The sequence below is a fragment of the Bacillus sp. ISL-47 genome, assembly GCF_018613175.1.
Classification (GTDB): Bacteria; Bacillota; Bacilli; order Bacillales; family Cytobacillaceae; genus Cytobacillus.
Window position 1 is genome coordinate 145,993 of record NZ_JAGGQS010000003.1, and the last position, 16,539, is coordinate 162,531.

Sequence of the window (16,539 nt, forward strand, 5' to 3'; positions counted from 1 at the left end):
ACTTTGCTTTCAAATCTTGATGCTGCATCCGATATTAATACTTGCAAGAAGTGTGCCAACTTACAAACCCTATGAAAGCGCTTTAATCACTACACTATAACATGAAAAAAACTGCATGCTATGAAAATTATTGCATGCTATTATTTGCAATATTATATTTCTCCAGCTTATAGTAAAGATTTCTTACAGACAAACCAAGCGTTTTTGCTGTCAGCGTTTTATTCCCCTCCAGCTTCCGAAGCGTCTGCCTGATCATTTTTTCCTCATATTGTTCTACTAATTGAGACAGCGTTTTATCCATCGTTGCCTCGCTAATTTCCTGACTGGCTGCTGGGCTATTCGAACTGATGAGTTCCGGGATATGCCTTTCCTCTATTTCTGTTTCGTTGTAGCTCATAAAGATGATTGCTCTCCCGAGTATATTATCCAGTTCCCTTACATTCCCTGGCCAATCATAGGCCATCAGCTTTTTAATCGCTTTTTCCGTTACTCCCTCGACATTTCGCCCATATTCCTGATTAATTTTTTGGATCAGCCTGCTGCTAAGCAGCGGGATATCCTCCTTCCTTCTTCTTAAAGGAGGAATATGTATCGGCATCCTATTAAGCCTATAGTATAAGTCTTCCCTGAAAGTGCCACTTGCAATTCCTTTTTCTAAATTGACATTTGTAGCAGCAATTACCCTAACATCAATATGAATTGGCTTAGTTCCGCCAACCCGGGTAATTTCTTGCTCTTGCAAAACCCTGAGCAGCTTGGCTTGAGTATTGGCCGTCAACTCACCAATTTCATCCAGAAAGATGCTCCCTTTATCGGCTTCTTCAAAAAGTCCTCGTTTTCCGCCTCTTTTCGCTCCGGAAAACGCACCCTCCTCATAACCGAACAGCTCGCTTTCCAATAGGGATTCAGATAAAGCAGCACAGTTTACCCTTATAAACTTGTTATATTTTCTGTCACTGGCATTATGGATTGCATGAGCAAATAGTTCCTTGCCTGTACCTGATTCACCCCGGAGCAAAACCGTTGCTGGTGTTTTAGCGCCGAGTTTTGCCTGCTCAATGGCAATGGTCATTTCTTCTGATGTTCCAATGATATCCTCAAATGAATATTTTGCCTCCAAAGTTCGGATAATCTGCCTAGCCCGATTCAATTCCTGATTGAGACTTTGAATTTCAGAGACATCATGAATGACGCCTACACTTCCTTTTAATTTTCCATTAACGATAACAGGAGCGACATTAACCACAACATCCTTCCTTTTAGGTCCGACCCTCATGGCCACTCCCCTCATCGCTCTTCTTGTTTGGAGCACCTTCATATGTACACTTTCCCCTTCAGAGATATCTGTGGTCGCAGGCTGGCCGATCACTTCCTCCTCTTTAAGCCCTGTCAGACGTGAATAAGCCGGATTTATCAATATCCCTTTTCCATTTTCGTCAACTACTGAAATAGCTTCTTCACTGGACTGGATAATCGCCTGAAGCATTGTCTGTATTTCCTTGAGATCTGTTATTTCCTCTGCAAGCGAAACTACCTCAGTAATATCTTTAAAGACCGCAAAGGCACCCATCAGCTCATTATTTTCTCCAACCATCGGTATTCTCGTCGTAATAATTTTAAGGCCATTGCCTAAGATCATTTCCTGGTTGGCCTCTAACCTTCTTGTTTCCAATACTCTGGGAAGAAGGCTATCCGTTATAACATCATTTACCTTTTGGCCAATGGCATCTTTTCTTTTAATTCCCGTCATTCTCTCTGCACTTCTATTAAAAACAGTAATCTCGGCATTATTGTTAATGACTATCATGCCATCATCAGTAGAATTAAAAATCAAATCATGTTTATATGCTTCATTTCTAAATTTAGTAATCAGCTCTTCCTTTTCCTCAAGCAGCTTTGCAATTAAATAAGCAACACTTCCCGGGATTAAAACGGTGTCCTTGCTTCTTGCTTCTCTAATATCTACAAAAACCTGATCATTCCCTGTAACTTCAATAATAATATCTATATGTTGATTCATGAATTCATGCCAATTGGCGCCAACTGGAATCCCGCTTTCTTTCGCAAGCTTCAGTCCAGGAGCATCGGAATTAATATCGACCATAGCTTTAACATCCAAAACAGCTGTTTCTTTTATAATTTTTAATATGGCCGTTCCGCCTTTTCCTGCTCCTACTATCATTACTGTTTGCATCATCTAACCCGCTTTCATTGAAAATCCTTGCATACCCCTTCATATGATCCTGCAATATTCTTCACGGTTATATTTTAGCATAGTTGCTGGACTTGACAAATTTCTTTAATGATTTATTATTTCGATAGATGACTTCGATATGAAGGGAACTGTTATATGATCAGACTAATTGCATTATTGATCCTTTTGCTTCCAGGGGTATTAGCTGTTTATGGAATAAAATTAATGAGAGATATGGTCTTTGGCATCCTGCAGAGCCCATTTCCATATTTATGGCTGCAATTTACTGCAGGATTGCTGTTTTTAATCATCGGGCTTGGCTTTATCGCAGGCTTTATCCTTTACCGCGATCGAAAAAAAAACAAGGTGCAAGCACGGTTTAAGATTAAATAAATTTAATGAAGCGAGGGGAAAATCCGTGAGACCAATGCAAATCTCGCCGGAAACTGCTATTAAACTGTCAGAGAAACTTAATCTTCCTTTGGAGCAAATTATGCATATGCCGCAGCATATATTGATACAGAAATTGATCGAGCTTGAAAAGGAAGAAAAGTAAAATTCAAAAAAAGAGGGTGTCCCAAAAGTTTAGTTTTTTGGGCACCCTCTTTTTCAAGACTTTAGCTCTATAACATCGGCCTGTTGATTTCCGCTCCAGGGACTTAGCGAACGCGGGCGGTCCAGGAGCCTCCTCGGTGCATTTGCATCTGCGGGGTCTCCCGTTGACTCGCTCTCCCGCAGGACGTTGATTATGCATCTACGAGTTAACACCGCACGAAGGAAATGCGAATGCATTTTCGAGGATCTCGCCCCTTCCACTCCAATCAACAGGGTGCAAGAATCCATATAAGCATATACACATCTAAGTTAAAAAAATAATAAAGTCACAATAACTTGAAAAAGTGGGATGAAGTTAGAAAAGGCAAAGTAAAAACAGCTTAAAGTTAGAGGGGTATCCCATTTTGAGCCAAATGACACGAAAATTAAGAAAAAAGATCCCAAAATAAAAGCTGACTCAAAAGAGCCGTCATTCAACGACATTTTGAGTCAGCCTCTTTTTTATTGCACTTAAAAACGCCCCTGTAAAGGAGCGTCGAAATAACTTGATGAAATTTATAAGTACGTTATTTTAGTCCTTACCCTTTCAAGAAGCCTTATGCTCCAAACGAAGCTTGTCAGCAACCATCGCGATGAATTCGGAGTTTGTTGGCTTTGCTTTTGTCATGCTGACTGTGTATCCAAACAGAGAAGAAATGGAATCAATATTCCCGCGGCTCCAGGCAACTTCAATTGCATGGCGGATCGCACGTTCCACACGGCTCGCAGTAGTGTTAAACTTCTTTGCAATATCAGGGTACAGCACTTTTGTAATGGAACCGAGAAGTTCAATGTCATTGTATACCATAGAGATCGCTTCACGAAGATATAAATAGCCCTTAATATGGGCAGGAACACCAATTTCATGGATGATGCTTGTGATGCTTGCATCCAGGTTCTTTGGCTTTGCCTCTGCCTGTGGACGATATGCAGGAGATGGCTTCCGAAGTACAGCACTGGACTTTCCGCTGACCTGGCGGATATGGCTTGCCAAATTGTCCATATCAAATGGTTTCAGGATAAAATAGGATGCTCCCAAGTCAACTGCCTTCTTAGTAACATCTTCCTGGCCAAAAGCAGTCAGCATAATGACGTTAGGGAGAGTGTTTAAATTTAATTCTCTCATCTTTTCAAGGACTGCAAGTCCATCTAAATGAGGCATGATTATATCTAATACAAGAACGTCTGGGTGAGTCTGCTCCAAAACATCCAAACATTCCTGTCCATTATGGGCTACCCCTGCCACTTCCATATCTTCCTGAGAAGATATATATTCTTCTAAAAGGCCGACTAGCTCCCTGTTGTCATCCACAACACAAACTTTTATTTTCTTCACTTACTTTCCTCCTCGGTCCAATTATGGTCTCTTTTGAAATATGTTCAAAAAAATCGAACACGCTCTTTTCGGTATCTATTTTCTATTCTAAATGACAAATTCGACAATGCAACAAAAAATCCTTTAGTTTTTTGAAAATTTCTTAAAAAACCGGCGAAATCTTAATTTTTCTTTTGTTTTCTTCTCTTTTCGACTACTTTCGTCATTTACTTTAACTTCCAAAAGGTTTTGTCGAAAAATCTTTATGTAATCTATTTTAACATAAATATAAAAAAAGACGGGATTTTCCCGCCTTTTTCATTTATCCATTTTTATTCTTTTACGATGCTTTTTCCTCTGTCTTTTCATATATATCGATACCGGCTTCATTTAACATCCATTCTATATGGACACCATATCCGGAAGTCGGGTCATTTACAAAAACATGGGTTACAGCCCCAATAATTTTGCCATTCTGTATAATCGGGCTTCCACTCATCCCCTGAACAATACCGCCTGTTTTATCCAATAGCTTTTGGTCTGTAACTTTTATAACCATACCTTTGGTTGCAGGGAATTTTTGCGGAATGGTGCTGACTATTTCAATTTCAAAAAGCGAAACTTCATCATTATCGACCACAGTCAAGATTTGTGCCGGTCCTTCTTTTACTTGATGCGACAGTGCAATAGGCATGGGTTTGTCAAAAATCCCATTCTTCATATCACGGTTTAATTCGCCAAATATTCCGAAAGGGCTGTTTCTGACAATATTCCCGATGATTTCTTTATCAGAAGAGAATCGAGCCAATTTTTCACCTGGATTTCCGTTGCTTCCTTTTTCTATCGAAGTAACAGTGGATCTGACAATTTGACCGTCCTCCACCACAATCGGTTTCTTGGTATCCATATCAGAAATAACATGGCCCAAGGCCCCATATTTCTTTGATTCAGGGTGATAAAAAGTCATTGTTCCGATACCGGCTGCGGAGTCGCGAATATAAAGTCCAAGCTTATAGGTTTCCTCGCCTTTTTCTTTCAAAGGTGTAAGCTCGGTCTTTACTTTGCCGCTTTCACGGCTGACAACAATCTGGAGCGGATTACCCGTCTTTCCTGCTTCCTGAACAAATGGAGCTACATCTGACATTTTCTCGATTTTCTTGCCATTAATTTCAGTAATGATATCTCCTATTTTTATGCCCGCAGTTTCCCCCGGTGAAGCTTTTCCTTCAAGAGTATTTACCTGGTGATGGCCTACAACCAAGACGCCTACAGTATTAAGCTTTACCCCAATACTTTGGCCGCCAGGGATAACTTTGAAATCCTTTAAAACGTTAACATCAACCTTTTTAATCGGAAAACCAGCCAACTCTAAAAACATTTCATTTTTTCCGTTCTCTCGTGCTTGAAGAGAAACTGAATGGTTATCTTCCTTCAGTGATATACTTGAATTATCTATGGACAAGCCAGCTGATACGGCTTCTGCTTTTACAAAATCAAGCTGTTGTCCTTCAAAAAGAGTTATATTTGCAGGTATTTGCAAATAATCTTGAACAGGCTTAGAAAAACCTAATGCAATTAATGAAACAAGGAGAATTCCACCAATTATTTTACGCAGTACTTCATATGTCAAATTTTTCACTCTCCTCGCTTCTAGTCCCCCACGTTAAATGGCTACATCTTTAATTTTGCCTGCATTGAAGGCATTTATAACAGCCATTGATATAAAAAAAGCTATCCTTCTTTGGATAGCTTTTCAAGGTATCAGCGCCCTGCCTGCCCATACTGCTTTTTGTATGAGAAAAGCATAGCCTTTTGGACATCTGGTAATTATTTTAACTGATTCGCCAGCTGGAGCAACTCTTTGGCATGCTCTTTCGTCAAATCAGTGATTTCCACACCGGAAATCATTCGCCCGATTTCTTTAATTTTTTCATCATCCGTTAATGGTTTGACAGTTGTTTTTGTTCGCCCATCTTTTGTGTTCTTGGCAATAAATAAATGTGTATCTGCCATTGCAGCAACCTGCGGAAGGTGAGAAATGCATAGCACTTGCGAATTTACGGAAACATGATGAATTTTTTCAGCAATTGCCTGTGCGACCCGACCGCTGACCCCTGTGTCTACCTCATCGAAAATGATACTGGTAACACCCTGATGCTTTGAAAAAATGCTTTTTAGAGCCAGCATAATTCTTGACAGTTCCCCACCAGATGCAATCTTTGACAATGGTTTGACGGGCTCCCCAGGGTTGGTGGAAATATAAAATTCTGCCCTGTCAATCCCATTCTTTAAAAAGCTGTCATGTTCAGATGAGAATCTGACTTCAAAAACGGTCTTTTCCATATATAATTCCTTAAGTTCTTTATGGATTAACTTTGTTAATTGACGTGCCGCCTTTTTCCTTAGCTGGCTCAGCTCTTCCGCTTCAACCAGAAGATCTTTTTTCAGCGCTGAAACTTCCTTTTCGAGTTTATCTATGTGCGTCTCTTTATTTTGCAGAGTCTCGATTTCCTCTTCAATCTTTACTGCATACTCAAGAACTTCTTCCACCGTCTTCCCATACTTGCGTTTTAAACCGTTAATTTCGTTTAACCTGTCTTCTATTTCATTGAGCCGCTGAGGGTCATATTCCATAAAGTCCATTTCATTCCGGAGTGATCTTGCAGCGTCCTCAAGCAAATAAAAGCTGTTTGAAACATTCTCAGCTAATTCTTGATAGGCAGGGTCAAGCCCAGCTGCATCCTGCAGGTGCCCCATAACCATCCCTATCCAGTCAAGTCCCTTTTGGTCGCCTTGAAGTCCGTTATAACCTGATTGAAGGGAATCATAAATACGCTCAAAATTCGAAAGCTTTCTTCTTTCTTCAAATAACTCTTCATCTTCATTTATTTTTAACTGCGCCGACTGGATTTCATCCATCTGAAATTGTATTAAGTCCAGCCTGTGTGCCATTTGCTGTTCGTTTTCGCTTAAATTTTTGAGTTTTTTTAACGTACTTTCATACGACCTGTAAATCCCTTGATATTCTGCTAAAGCGTATGATAATTTATTCCCGCCAAATTGATCCAGAAGTGTTAAATGCAGTGTTTCATCCATTAGCTCCTGATGTTCATGCTGCCCGTGGATATCAATGAGGGTACTTCCAATTTCCCGTAAGGTTGAGATTGTAACTAGTTTCCCGTTAACCCTGCAGACACTCTTCCCTGTCTTCGATATATCCCTCCGCAGTACTACCATGCCATCTTCGATATCTATGCCAAATTCAGATGCCTTTTTATAGCTGGGATGTTTGGGGTCATACAGTTGAAATAACCCTTCAATTTCAGCCTTTTCCTCGCCATGGCGGACAAACTCGGCTGATCCCCTGCCCCCTACAAGCAAATGAATGGCATCAATGATGATGGACTTCCCTGCCCCGGTTTCACCGGTTAAAACAGTTAAGCCCTTTTCAAATGAGACAGAAAGGGCTTCTATAATAGCAAAATTTCGTATTGATATTTCATTTAACATCTTATCACCTCATTAGAAAAGCAGAGGCGCCTCACTCATCCCAGACAAGACAGGCCTCACGGGAAGTTGTTCTCTACCCTTCTGGGAGGCTTGTCTTGTGACCTCGAGGGGTAGGCGCTGAAGCTAGACATGTATTGAAGTAAAACTCACTCATTAATCTACAGCATTTCAAGAAAACGGTTTGAAATCGCTTCTGTATCCTCTGGTGTTTTGCATATGATTAAACATGTATCATCGCCGCAAATGGTTCCCAAAATTTCATCCCAGTCCAAATTATCAATGAGAGCCCCAATGGCCATTGCATTCCCGGGAAGAGTCTTCATCACAAGCAGATGTCCTGCTGTATCCACTCTGACAAAAGCATCCATCAGATTTCTTTTCAGCTTTTGCAGTGGGTTAAAGCGCTGATCGGCAGGAAGGCTGTATTTATACCTTCCATCCATTAATGGAACCTTTACAAGATGAAGTTCTTTTATATCCCTCGAGACTGTTGCTTGGGTTACATTAAATCCCGCATTCTTTAGTTCATCAACAAGGTCATCCTGAGTTTCAATATCGTTATTCGTTATAATTTCGCGAATTTTAATGTGTCTTTGGCCTTTATTCACTTTTATCACCTCTATAATTAAACCGCTTACCGGCCTGCACGCTAAAAATTAAATTTATAAGCACATTTAATCTTGCCTGGTGATTTCCACTCAAGAAGCTTGGAAGCCTGTCCCTCGCCCTCGCATAAGACTTTTGCGGGAACTCGCCTTGACTCTTCTCCCGATGGATATTGAAGCAGCATCCTTGAATAAACACCGCACGAAGAAATGCGAATGCCATCTCAAGGATCCTGCGCCTTCCCCTCCAATAACTCAGTGCCAAAAATCAATTATTAGCTTTAACAAAGCCAATTAATAATTAAAGTATAATCTAATCATATGTTAGCCGATTTTCCCTATAAAGTACAATTTTTCCCCGTAATAATATACTAATTCGTTAAATATCGACAAAATCCTTTCTTGCTGAAACAAATAAAGAGGAATAGGCTTCCGCCTACTCCTCCCCATTCCCATGCTTTGTCTTTAACTCGGCATGCGCTTCTTGTACTATCGCATATGGCTGAAGCTTTAAAAGATTTTCTCCTTCTACTTTGCTGCCAGTCCAATGCAAATGAAGTAAAAATTCTATATTTCCGTCTCCACCCGTAATTGGCGAGAAAGATGCATCTCTCACATCAAATCCAAGCCCAAGCGAAAATTCAATAATTTTATCAAGTACTGATTCATGGACTTTCGGATCTCTGACGATACCCTTTTTCCCTACCTGTTCACGACCTGCCTCGAACTGTGGCTTAACAAGAGCCACCACATTACTTCCGGGTACCAGAAGTGTTTTGAGGACGGGCAGAATCAATTTTAGCGAGATGAAAGAAACATCTATGGAAGCAAAGTCAGGCATCCCTGCTGTTAGGTCGGCTGGCGTTACATAGCGGAAGTTTGTCCTTTCCATGACCACTACCCGTTCATCCTGTCTTAACTTCCAGGCAAGCTGATTATAGCCTACATCCAGAGCGTAAGACATCTTTGCACCGTTTTGCAGCGCACAATCTGTAAAGCCGCCTGTGGAGGCACCAATATCAAGCAATATTTTTCCTTCCACATTTAAATCAAATTCCTTCAGGGCCTTTTCAAGCTTTAACCCGCCGCGGCTGACATAAGGCATCACTTTCCCTTTTAAGGTTAAGGGAATATCAACACTTACTTTCTCGCCGGGCTTATCCAGTCGGCTTTCATTACTGAATACAAGGCCAGCCATTACAGCTCTTTTGGCTTTTTCCCTTGTCTCAGCAAGCCCTCTTTCAACTAACAAAACGTCTACTCGTTCTTTCTTTGTTTTCATTCTTTAAGCCCTTTTTTGTTTTTTTCTTGCTAGTTTACCCATTCTTTCAACGACATCGTCTACTGTCATGCCGATTTCCTCTAATAGCTCTTTTACGCTTCCATGCTCGATAAATTTATCAGGTATGCCCATCCTGTCAATTTCAGCATGATGAAAGCCTTTTTCATGTGCATATTCAAGTACCGCACTTCCAAAACCGCCCTGCAGGACAGCTTCCTCTATTGTCAGGATTGGCATATTTACCGCGAGCAGATCCTTCAGGATTTTCTCATCGAGCGGCTTAATAAACCTTGCATTAACCACTTTAATGGAATATCCCTGCTTTTCCAATAGCGAGGCAGCTTTTAAAGCCATAGGAATAGTTGTGCCAAAGGTTAGAATGGCTGCGTCATTTCCTTCACGCAGAACCTCCCAGGTACCGATTGAAATCGTTTTAAGCTCATCATCCATTGGCACCCCAATGCCATTTCCCCGCGGAAAACGCATTGCGATTGGACCATCATTATATTCAATAGCCGTTTTAACCATGTGCTGGCCTTCATTTTCATCTTTCGGCATCATTAGAACCATGTTCGGCAAATGCCTTAAGAAAGCTATATCAAAGACTCCCTGGTGGGTTTCCCCATCGGCTCCAACAAGTCCTGCGCGATCAATCCCAATAAATACATTCAAATTTTGACGCGCGATATCATGAACGACCTGATCATAGGCACGCTGCAGGAAGGTGGAATAGATAGCAAGGAACGGCTTCATATCTTGCGTAGCCAGCCCAGCAGCAACAGTGGCTGCATGTTGTTCTGCAATTCCTACATCATACATGCGATCAGGGAACTCGCCAGCAAAGCCCTCCAGCTTTGATCCAACTGGCATCGCAGGGGTAATGGCTACGATTCTTTCATCATTTCTTGCCAGCTTCCTGACTGTCTCACTGACAAGCTTGCTCCAGGCAGGGGGTGGTGCACTGGCAGGTTTTACAAAGTCCCCTGTTTCCATTTTATATGGGCCAGTACCATGCCATGTTCCAATCCGATCGCTTTCGGCAGGCTGATAGCCCTTTCCTTTTTTCGTGATTACATGGAGAAGAACCGGTCCTTCAGTCTTCTTCGCATAAGCTAAATTCTCAAATAAATCATCGTAATTATGACCATCTACTGGCCCCAAATATGTAAAGCCTAATTCCTCGAAGAACATTCCCGAAACAAATAAATATTTCAGACTATCCTTTAGCCTTTCAGCTGTAGAAGCTAATTTCCCCCCCACTGCAGGTACTTTCTTTAAAAAATATTCAAGTTCATCTTTTACCCAATTATATTTGCCAGCTGTCCTAAGTCTTCCCAGGACATTGTGCAACGCTCCAACATTTGGGGCAATAGACATTTCATTATCATTTAAAATAACAATCATATTCTTGTTTTCATGGCCAATATGGTTTAAAGCCTCTAAAGCCATTCCGCCCGTTAATGCTCCGTCTCCAATGACTGGAATTACGTAATTATTCTCTTTTTTCAAGTCTCTTGCGATGGCCATTCCCATTGCGGCAGATAAGGATGTGGAGCTATGCCCCGTTTCCCAAACATCATGCTCGCTTTCAATCATCTTAGGGAAGCCGCAAAGACCTCTGTATTGCCTTAATGTATCAAATTGGCATGCACGGCCCGTTAATATTTTATGGACATAGGATTGGTGTCCGACGTCCCATATAATTTTATCCTGGGGGCTGTCAAAGCATTTATGAAGTGCTATAGTTAGTTCCACGACACCCAGATTGGGGCCGATATGCCCACCGGTACCCGAAAGCTTTTCAATGAGGAATTCCCGGATATCCTGGCTTAGATTTTCAAGTTCTTTATTAGAGAGCCCCTTTAAAAAGGAAGGGTCTTTAATTGATAACAGATCCATTCTGCGGACCACTCACTTTCGTCTCTTATTCGTCCGTTGTTTTAATTTCATTTTTTTCTTGTCTTTTATTATAACAATATGGAATTTATCCTCAAGGAAATGCAGAACTTTTCCTACCTGGAAGATAATATCTTTAGAGTACCTTATTGCTAGCGATTTTCCAAATGCTTTTCCACCCACGGTCATCGCAGCAATAATGCTTGTTATGATAACCGAAGAAGCATATTCAAATAGGCTGCTGTCATTCATCTGAAATGAGACAGTTAGCTGCACAATAACAATTGCAGCCGCTGCACCGCTGATAATGCCAGAAATATCACCAATTACATCATTGCAAAAACTGGCGAACCGGTCGGCATTTCTAACGATGCGAATCGAATGCCTGGCTCCAAAAACTTTATTTGAGGCCATAGAATGAAAAGGCACTTCATCTGCAGCAGTGGCAGCAATTCCTATCATATCAAAAAAAATGCCGATTAAAACAATAAATCCAACAACAATCAGCCCAGTTCCCCATGATACACCGTTCAATATGGAGTTTGAAATAATTGAAAAAAGAGCCGCTAGCACAAAAGTGATAACGGCAATACTGAAGCTCCATTTAATCGAATTCCGCAGCAACTCTCTCATTTCTGTAAAAACTTCCTTTTTAATCTAAGAATGAAAAGAGGCGGAGCTCGCCGGTTTTTCGGGAATTGAATTCCGCTCGTTCAGCTTCAGCAAGTTCTTCGCCTCTTTATTTGTGCTTATTATGCTATAATCACTCGGCAACCTGTCAATAAAAACACATATATATGTACGAGAGGGGCAAACCCCTCAAAAACTCGAAAAGTGGATGGCCATACAAAGGGTTAAGATTGCGGCTTAGGTCCAGTAGGTTTTCCCAAGCGAATACCGGATGTCGCCATACCGGCGGTTTCCCTTTAAATCCGCCTTAGCCGTGTCGCCACCAGCTAGACTGGATTGCCACTTAGTCCGCACTATAATCCCCTTTATATGTCATTGGAACAGTCTAGGAGATTTCCTCAGCAGCCCTTAAACCATTTCCCTAGCCTCTTTTGCAAAGAAGATTTCATACAGGCGAAAAAGCATATATCAATGGCCAACTGATGTATGCCCTTATAACTGTAATCCCCTCTATCTTCACTCAAGGCAGGCTACGCTGCTAGTGATCTCCCATGGGACCACATTGCAGGTTCATAACCCGAGACCTTAGGCCGTAAGCTTTCGCTCTAGGCTGATCATCGGGGCCTCCGCGGTGAAAGGGTCAACGCCCACATGCCTTTGCAGATCGCCCTTACACCTTACTCCCTGAATCGACCCAAGGCTGGGCGCCTCAAGCCAAAACAAGGAACTTCATCGATGTGCCCTTTAGTGGATTTTTAGCCCCACCTTCAGGAATGGTAGACCGACTAGAATACTGCACCATCCATATATACCTATTATACCATATTTGCGATTGTGCAACAATCTGCCCATGCCCCGCCTCTTAATGATCCCTGCTGGCTACTAAATCGGTTATTGCCTCAAGCAGCTCCGTTTTTAATCCTGTTTCTTTCAATTTTTCCTTGGCAGATTTTATGTGACGATCGAGTGCTTCTTTGGCTCCCTCCATTGTAAGAAGGGAAGGGTAGGTACTTTTATTTTTTGACTCATCGCTGCCAATAGGCTTTCCAATCTTCTCTTCTGTTCCTTCAAGATCGAGAATATCATCTCTGATTTGAAAAGCCAGTCCCAAATGGTAGGCAAAATTGGATAATGCTTGAATGGTTTTCTGATTGGCTTTTGCTAAAATGGCACCTGAAACAACACTGCACTTCAAGAGCTTGCCTGTTTTGTGCAAGTGGATGTATTCAAGATCTTCCAAAGACAATTGCTGCCCTTCACCATTAATATCTGCTACCTGTCCTCCAACCATTCCCTCTGCTCCTGAAGCTTTGGACAGTTCCTTAATTAAAGAAAGTTTTATCTCAGCTGAAGCAAATTCGTCCGGCGTTTCGGCGACTAATTGGAAGCTATATGTCAGCAGGGCATCTCCAGCCAGAATAGCAAAGGCTTCTCCAAAAATTTTATGATTCGTTGGCTTGCCTCGCCTCAAATCATCATCATCCATGCTCGGGAGGTCATCATGTATAAGCGAATATGTATGCACCATCTCAATTGCTGCTGCCGTCCACAAACCTTTAATAGTATCCTCCTCAAATGCAGCCAAGGATGCGAATAACAGCAATGGCCTAATGCGCTTGCCTCCTGCCTCAAGAGAATAAAGCATTGATTCTTTTACGGCAGAAGGAGCATTCAATTTGTTGACGCTTTCCTTTAGCTGATTTTCCAGCATTTGTTTATGATGTTCAGAAAAAGAAACCAAGGATTGTTGCAGCAATGTTATTCCTCCTCAGGAATGGCGAAGTTTTCTTTACGGCCATCCTCCGTCAGTATTTCTGTAAGCTGTGTTTCAACATTCTTCAATTTGTCATGGCATAGTTTTGAAAGCTCCATGCCCTGCTTGTAAATATTAATTGCTTCTTCAAGGGGGACATCTCCTTCTTCAAGCTTTTCGACAATAACCTCAAGCTGGTCCATTGCCTCTTCAAATGTAAGCTTTTTTTCATCCGCCATTCCATTCACTCCTCAATATCCGTTACCCGGCAATTAATCGATCCATCTGAAACTTTAACCTTTATTTGGTCATTCACATTAATTTGAGTTACGGTCTTTATTAACTTTTCTTTCTCTGTATAGGCAAGGCTGTAGCCTCTATCCATAATTTTAAGAGGACTCAGGGCTTCCAATGTAGACAGAGCCCTCGCAAAGTCCTTTTCCTTGGCTGTCACAATATTGCCCATAGCTCTATTTAGAAGCTTATACAGCCTGTCATGCTTCTCCTTGGCCTGCTCCTTCAACTGTCCAGGATGGCTTCGGTGCAATCGTTTCTGTAAAAGGTCTGCTTGCTCAAGTTTAAAATCATGCAACCTTTTAGAACCCCTGACAAGCTGTTCTGTCAGTTTATCAAGCTGCTCCAATTTCTGTTCATACAGCTTTTGAGGATACCGGAACGCATAAGACTTCTGTACCCTTATAAGCCTTTCATTCTGCAGGGCAACTTGTTCTTTCATTGCTCTTATTAAACGCGATTGCCTATTGAATAGCCTCTCTGTTAAATCGTCAATATGAGGGACCGCCATTTCGGCTGCTCCCGTTGGTGTAGGTGCCCTTAAGTCGGCCACAAAGTCGGCAATCGTAAAGTCTGTTTCATGTCCAACGGCTGATATAATTGGAATTTCAGATTGAAAGATTGCCCTTGCCACACGCTCTTCATTAAAAGCCCAAAGCTCTTCAATGGAGCCGCCTCCCCGTCCAATAAGTAAGACATCGGCCTCTCCCGAAGCATTTGCCATTTGGATCGCTCTCACAATGGATGGCGCAGCCTGGTTTCCTTGAACAAGTGCAGGATAGATAAGTATATTTGCAATTGGATAGCGCCTTTTAATAGTCGTTAGGATATCCCTTATAGCTGCTCCTGTTGGGGAGGTAACAACTGCTACAGTTTTTGGATAACGGGGGATTGCCTTTTTATCGCTTCGTGAAAACAGTCCTTCTTTTTCAAGCTTTTCTTTCAGCTGTTCGTAGGCAAGATAAAGTTCCCCAATCCCATCCGGCTGCATTTCTTTTATATAAATTTGATATTGCCCGCTTGGTTCGTAGACAGAAATTTCACCCCGGACCAAGACTTTCATGCCATTCTCTGGCCTGAATTTCATTGTTCGGGCATTCCCTGCAAACATCACCGCCAGAATTCGGGCTTTATCATCTTTCAATGTAAAATACATATGGCCGCTGGAATGCTGTTTGAAGTTTGATATTTCTCCCTTGACCATTATATTTTGCAAATGAGGATCAGCTTCAAATTTTCTTTTTATGTACTTAGTTAAAGCGTTGACTGTTAGATACTGCTGTTCCTTCATAACAATCTCCTTTTTTGCCGTAGACGCGAATTAGGCATCCAAAGCAAGAACTATTAACCGCATAGACAGCAAAAAACTGCCCTTCCACTTATTATTAAGGCTTTAGGCCTGCGTGCATTCGCACACAAAACCAAAGTCCTTAATATAGCATAATGGAAATGGACAGATTTTGCACCTGTATAGGAAGTTGCCAAAAATAGATACGATTAGCGTTTGCTTTGGACTGACCTTGCTGCTTTTAAAGTGTTATACATGAGCATAGTGATCGTCATCGGGCCTACTCCGCCTGGGACCGGTGTTATATACCCAGCTTTCTCTTTAACGCCGTCGAAATCAACATCACCGCAAAGCTTTCCTTCACGATTTCGATTCATGCCAACATCTATGATAATTGCACCTTTTTTCACATGGTCTTCCGTAATTAACCCGGCCTTTCCCACAGCCGCCACTAAAATATCTGCTCTTCTCGTATGCTCCTTTAAATCAGCTGTTTTGGAATGGCAGTAGGTAACCGTAGCATTTTTATTTAAAAACAACTGCCCTGAAGGCTTTCCAACTATATTGCTTCGGCCGACAACTACCACATGTTTGCCAGCAATATCAGATCCGATATAATCCAGCATCTCCATAATCCCAAAGGGAGTACAAGGGACTAAGGCATCTTGGCCGGTCATCATTCTGCCAATATTTATTGGATGGAAGCCATCCACATCCTTATCAGGCGTAATTGTTTCAATAATGACCTTTTCATCAATATGCCCAGGAAGCGGCAATTGGACAAGTATTCCATGTATATCCGGATCTTCATTTAACTCTTTGATTTTCCTTATAAGCTCCCCTTCTCTGACTTCTTTTGGAAGTTCAATCAGCAAGGAATACATCCCCAGTTTATTGCATGTTTTCTGTTTATTGGACACATAGGTTTTTGAAGCCGGATTATCTCCCACTAAAATAACTGCAAGGCCTGGCGTAATTCCTTCTGCCTTCAGCTTTTGAACTTCATCGCCTATGGAATCCTGTTTTACCCTTGCAATCTCTTTGCCGTCAATTATTTTTGCAGCCATTATTTATCCCCCTATTAGGACAGCGGAAGCGCCTAATGATAAGGAACGCCGGCATGCTTTCAATATGGCGCCGGCGCCAGCACATCCTGTGCAAGTCCGAACTAAATATTA

General features: G+C 41.7%; 14 protein-coding genes. 2 read left to right on the forward strand and 12 right to left on the reverse strand.

What is annotated here, in order from left to right; all coding sequences use genetic code 11:
* Positions 1-127: 127 nt before the first annotated feature.
* On the reverse strand, positions 128-2,194 hold the full coding sequence (locus J7I93_RS02395) for a sigma-54 interaction domain-containing protein (RefSeq protein ID WP_214723044.1): 2,067 nt from the start codon (positions 2,192-2,194) through the stop codon (positions 128-130).
* Between the two features lie 156 nt (positions 2,195-2,350).
* Here J7I93_RS02395 and J7I93_RS02400 point away from each other — a divergent pair, with 156 nt between their 5' ends.
* Positions 2,351-2,587, forward strand: coding sequence for a DUF2627 domain-containing protein (locus tag J7I93_RS02400; RefSeq protein ID WP_214722903.1), 237 nt, complete (start codon positions 2,351-2,353; stop codon positions 2,585-2,587).
* Positions 2,588-2,612: 25 nt separating this feature from the next.
* Entirely contained in the window at positions 2,613-2,750 is a 138-nt protein-coding gene (locus J7I93_RS02405) for a YycC family protein (RefSeq protein ID WP_214722905.1), read from the forward strand.
* A gap of 585 nt (positions 2,751-3,335) precedes the next feature.
* Here J7I93_RS02405 and spo0A read toward each other — a convergent pair.
* From spo0A to folD, 11 genes are all read right to left on the reverse strand, one after another.
* On the reverse strand, positions 3,336-4,124 hold the full coding sequence (gene spo0A, locus J7I93_RS02410; RefSeq protein WP_214722907.1) for a sporulation transcription factor Spo0A: 789 nt from the start codon (positions 4,122-4,124) through the stop codon (positions 3,336-3,338).
* 319 nt (positions 4,125-4,443) lie between these two features.
* The gene (gene spoIVB, locus J7I93_RS02415) at positions 4,444-5,733 is read right to left on the reverse strand and encodes a SpoIVB peptidase (protein WP_214722909.1); all 1,290 of its coding nucleotides are present in this window, start codon (positions 5,731-5,733) and stop codon (positions 4,444-4,446) included.
* 197 nt (positions 5,734-5,930) lie between these two features.
* Positions 5,931-7,613 (reverse strand): DNA repair protein RecN, encoded by a 1,683-nt coding sequence (recN, locus tag J7I93_RS02420; protein ID WP_214722912.1) that lies wholly within the window; start codon positions 7,611-7,613, stop codon positions 5,931-5,933.
* Between the two features lie 158 nt (positions 7,614-7,771).
* Positions 7,772-8,221 carry a transcriptional regulator AhrC/ArgR gene (ahrC, locus tag J7I93_RS02425; RefSeq protein WP_214722914.1) on the reverse strand — a complete coding sequence of 150 codons (450 nt, stop codon included), beginning with the start codon at positions 8,219-8,221 and terminating at the stop codon, positions 7,772-7,774.
* Between the two features lie 433 nt (positions 8,222-8,654).
* A complete protein-coding gene (locus J7I93_RS02430; protein WP_214722916.1) occupies positions 8,655-9,500 on the reverse strand; it encodes a TlyA family RNA methyltransferase in 846 nt (281 codons plus the stop codon).
* A gap of 3 nt (positions 9,501-9,503) precedes the next feature.
* The gene (dxs, locus tag J7I93_RS02435) at positions 9,504-11,399 is read right to left on the reverse strand and encodes a 1-deoxy-D-xylulose-5-phosphate synthase (RefSeq protein ID WP_214722918.1); all 1,896 of its coding nucleotides are present in this window, start codon (positions 11,397-11,399) and stop codon (positions 9,504-9,506) included.
* 12 nt (positions 11,400-11,411) lie between these two features.
* A complete protein-coding gene (locus J7I93_RS02440) occupies positions 11,412-12,029 on the reverse strand; it encodes a CNNM metal transporter family protein (protein ID WP_214722920.1) in 618 nt (205 codons plus the stop codon).
* Positions 12,030-12,888: 859 nt separating this feature from the next.
* A complete protein-coding gene (locus tag J7I93_RS02445; RefSeq protein ID WP_214723046.1) occupies positions 12,889-13,779 on the reverse strand; it encodes a polyprenyl synthetase family protein in 891 nt (296 codons plus the stop codon).
* 5 nt (positions 13,780-13,784) lie between these two features.
* Positions 13,785-14,018, reverse strand: coding sequence for an exodeoxyribonuclease VII small subunit (locus J7I93_RS02450; RefSeq protein ID WP_214722922.1), 234 nt, complete (start codon positions 14,016-14,018; stop codon positions 13,785-13,787).
* A 5-nt stretch (positions 14,019-14,023) separates the two neighbouring features.
* Entirely contained in the window at positions 14,024-15,364 is a 1,341-nt protein-coding gene (gene xseA, locus J7I93_RS02455; RefSeq protein ID WP_214722924.1) for an exodeoxyribonuclease VII large subunit, read from the reverse strand.
* Positions 15,365-15,570: 206 nt separating this feature from the next.
* Positions 15,571-16,428: a bifunctional methylenetetrahydrofolate dehydrogenase/methenyltetrahydrofolate cyclohydrolase FolD gene (gene folD / locus J7I93_RS02460; RefSeq protein WP_214722926.1), complete on the reverse strand. Its 858-nt coding sequence runs from the start codon at positions 16,426-16,428 to the stop codon at positions 15,571-15,573.
* Between the last annotated feature and the right edge of the window lie 111 nt (positions 16,429-16,539).

What these genes read in the sequence shown, in the direction of transcription:
- J7I93_RS02395 (WP_214723044.1), bottom strand. Translation starts at nt 2,194, where the DNA reads ATGCAAACAGTAATGATAGTAGGAGCAGGAAAAGGCGGAACGGCCATA.
- J7I93_RS02400 (WP_214722903.1), top strand. Translation starts at nt 2,351, where the DNA reads ATGATCAGACTAATTGCATTATTGATCCTTTTGCTTCCAGGGGTATTA.
- recN (WP_214722912.1), bottom strand. Translation starts at nt 7,613, where the DNA reads ATGTTAAATGAAATATCAATACGAAATTTTGCTATTATAGAAGCCCTT.
- J7I93_RS02430 (WP_214722916.1), bottom strand. Translation starts at nt 9,500, where the DNA reads ATGAAAACAAAGAAAGAACGAGTAGACGTTTTGTTAGTTGAAAGAGGG.
- dxs (WP_214722918.1), bottom strand. Translation starts at nt 11,399, where the DNA reads ATGGATCTGTTATCAATTAAAGACCCTTCCTTTTTAAAGGGGCTCTCT.
- J7I93_RS02440 (WP_214722920.1), bottom strand. Translation starts at nt 12,029, where the DNA reads ATGAGAGAGTTGCTGCGGAATTCGATTAAATGGAGCTTCAGTATTGCC.
- J7I93_RS02450 (WP_214722922.1), bottom strand. Translation starts at nt 14,018, where the DNA reads ATGGCGGATGAAAAAAAGCTTACATTTGAAGAGGCAATGGACCAGCTT.
- xseA (WP_214722924.1), bottom strand. Translation starts at nt 15,364, where the DNA reads ATGAAGGAACAGCAGTATCTAACAGTCAACGCTTTAACTAAGTACATA.
- folD (WP_214722926.1), bottom strand. Translation starts at nt 16,428, where the DNA reads ATGGCTGCAAAAATAATTGACGGCAAAGAGATTGCAAGGGTAAAACAG.